The organism is Pseudomonas sp. P20, from assembly GCF_016463925.1.
Taxonomy (GTDB): domain Bacteria; phylum Pseudomonadota; class Gammaproteobacteria; order Pseudomonadales; family Pseudomonadaceae; genus Pseudomonas; species Pseudomonas aeruginosa.
In genome coordinates, this window is record NZ_JAEMVM010000104.1 from 1 (window position 1) to 1,953 (window position 1,953).

At 69.4% G+C, this 1,953-nt stretch carries 1 pseudogene; it reads right to left on the reverse strand.

The features are described from left to right. Positions 1–1,953: pseudogene (locus JHD77_RS31960) on the reverse strand (S-layer family protein); the annotation flags it as partial.

Sequence of the window (1,953 nt, forward strand, 5' to 3'; positions counted from 1 at the left end):
CGCCGCGGCTCTGCAGCACCCCACCGAGGTTGGCGATGTCGCGTCCGGCCTGGACGTTCAGGCTGTTCGCCGCCTCCACCCGCGCGGCGCTGTCGGCGAAGCTGCGCTCCCAGGTGCGGCCGTCGAGCGCGCTGTCATAGCGGGTCACGCTGCGTTCGTTGATCACGTCGCCGGTCAGCGCGGTGAGGCTCACGTCGCGCCCAGCGATGACCCCGCCCTGGCGGTTGCGGATCGAGTCGCCGGCGAGCAGGTCGAGGCGCTTGCCGGCCTCGATCAGGCCGCTGTTGTCGAGGTTGTCGGCTGTCGCGCTGAGGTCGTTCCGCGCGCGCAGGGTGCCGACATTATGCAGGTCGCCGCCGCTCACCAGCTTCACGTCGCGGCCCTGGATCAGCGCACCGTTGGGTGCCAGCCGACCCTCCGCCTGGGCCAGGTAGACCACCGGCGCGAGGACCTTCTCGCCGTTCACCTCGACCTCTTCCAGCCAGACGATGTCGTGGGTCAGCGCCGCCATCTGCTCCGCGCTCAAACCTACGCCCAGTTGCAGCTGGAGCTTGTCCTTGTAAGCGATGGCGTTGTCCATCAGGTAGCGGAACAGTGCCTCGTCGCTGCTCAGCCCGTCGATGTAGCGCTGGCCGGTGCGCGCCACCACCGCGTCGCGGATCAGCCGCTGCTCGTAGAGACCGTCGCCGAGACGCTTCTTGCTATCGTCCGGGTTCATGCCCAGGCCGCTGAGCAAGTAGTCCGAGTTGAGGAACTGCTTCAGCTCGGTGAGCGCCGGGTTGGTCTCGATCAGGTACTTGTGGCTGGCGCTCGGCGTGGCGTTGCCGGGCACGCCCTGGACCCGGGCGACGCCCGGCAGGCTACCGCCGAGCGTGCTGCCGCCCTGACCCTGGACGTTGGCCGCGCCAGCCAGGCCGTCGACTCGCACGCCCTGGCCCTGCCAGGTACCGGCGACGTTGCCGGCGCCTTGCTGGCCGACCGAGACGCCGCTGCCGCCCTGGGTGCGGTCGGCGCCGGCGCCGAGCGCGGCGCTGCCATTGCCGTCCTCGGCGAAGCGCGAGCTGAGACGGAACAGGCCGTTGTCGCCCTGGGGCAGGCTGAAGCCGGGCAGGGTGACCGGGTTGACCTGGCGCCGCGCCAGGTCGGGCGGCAGTTGCGAGGTCAGCGGCACGACCACCGAAACCCCGCTGCCGCCCACCGCGCTGTCGCCCACCTGGCGGCCGCTGCCGACGAAGGTGTAGCCGGGGCGGGTGACGCCGTTGTCGATGCGCGTGCTGGCATTGACCGTGACGTCGCCGGCGGCCTGGATCACCGCTGCGTAGGACTGGTCGCCACTGCTGATCGGGGTCGGCCCCTTGCTCGGGAATTCGTACTCGAAGGACCAGTCGCTGAGGATCGCGTTGAGCGCGGCGGGGATCTCGCCCGCGCGCGCCGGGTCGAAGTTGGCGCTCTGGTACCAGTAGAGGTTGGTGAAGTTGCGCGACTTCTGGTCGATGCCGCCGATATCGCCGCCGCGAGCGGTACGCAGCACGCGGATGGTTTCCAGCTCGCCGGTTTCCAGGCCCTGGTTGTCGAGGACTTCGAGGTTGGCGGTGAGGTTGCCGCCGCTGCCGATCAGACTGGAAAGGTTGTTCAGGGTGCCGCCGTCGATGGCGAAGTCGCCTCCGGCCAGCAGTTGCCCCATGGCGCTGCTGGCGGTGACCTCGGTCTTGTCGCGCTGGGTGATGGTCCAGATGGCGTTGCGCTTGCCGCTGCAGTCGCCCGCGTTGACGCCTTCGATGCAGGCGGTCTGCTCCATCTTCGCGGTGTACAGGCCCGACTTGCTTTCCAGCACGGCGCGACGGTTCTCGATCAGGCTGGCACGCAGGCTGAAGTCCTTGCCGCTCTCGATCACCCCGGAAAGGTTGCGCAGGCTGGCGGCACGGTTGCCGGCATCGTCGCGGGCGATATCCA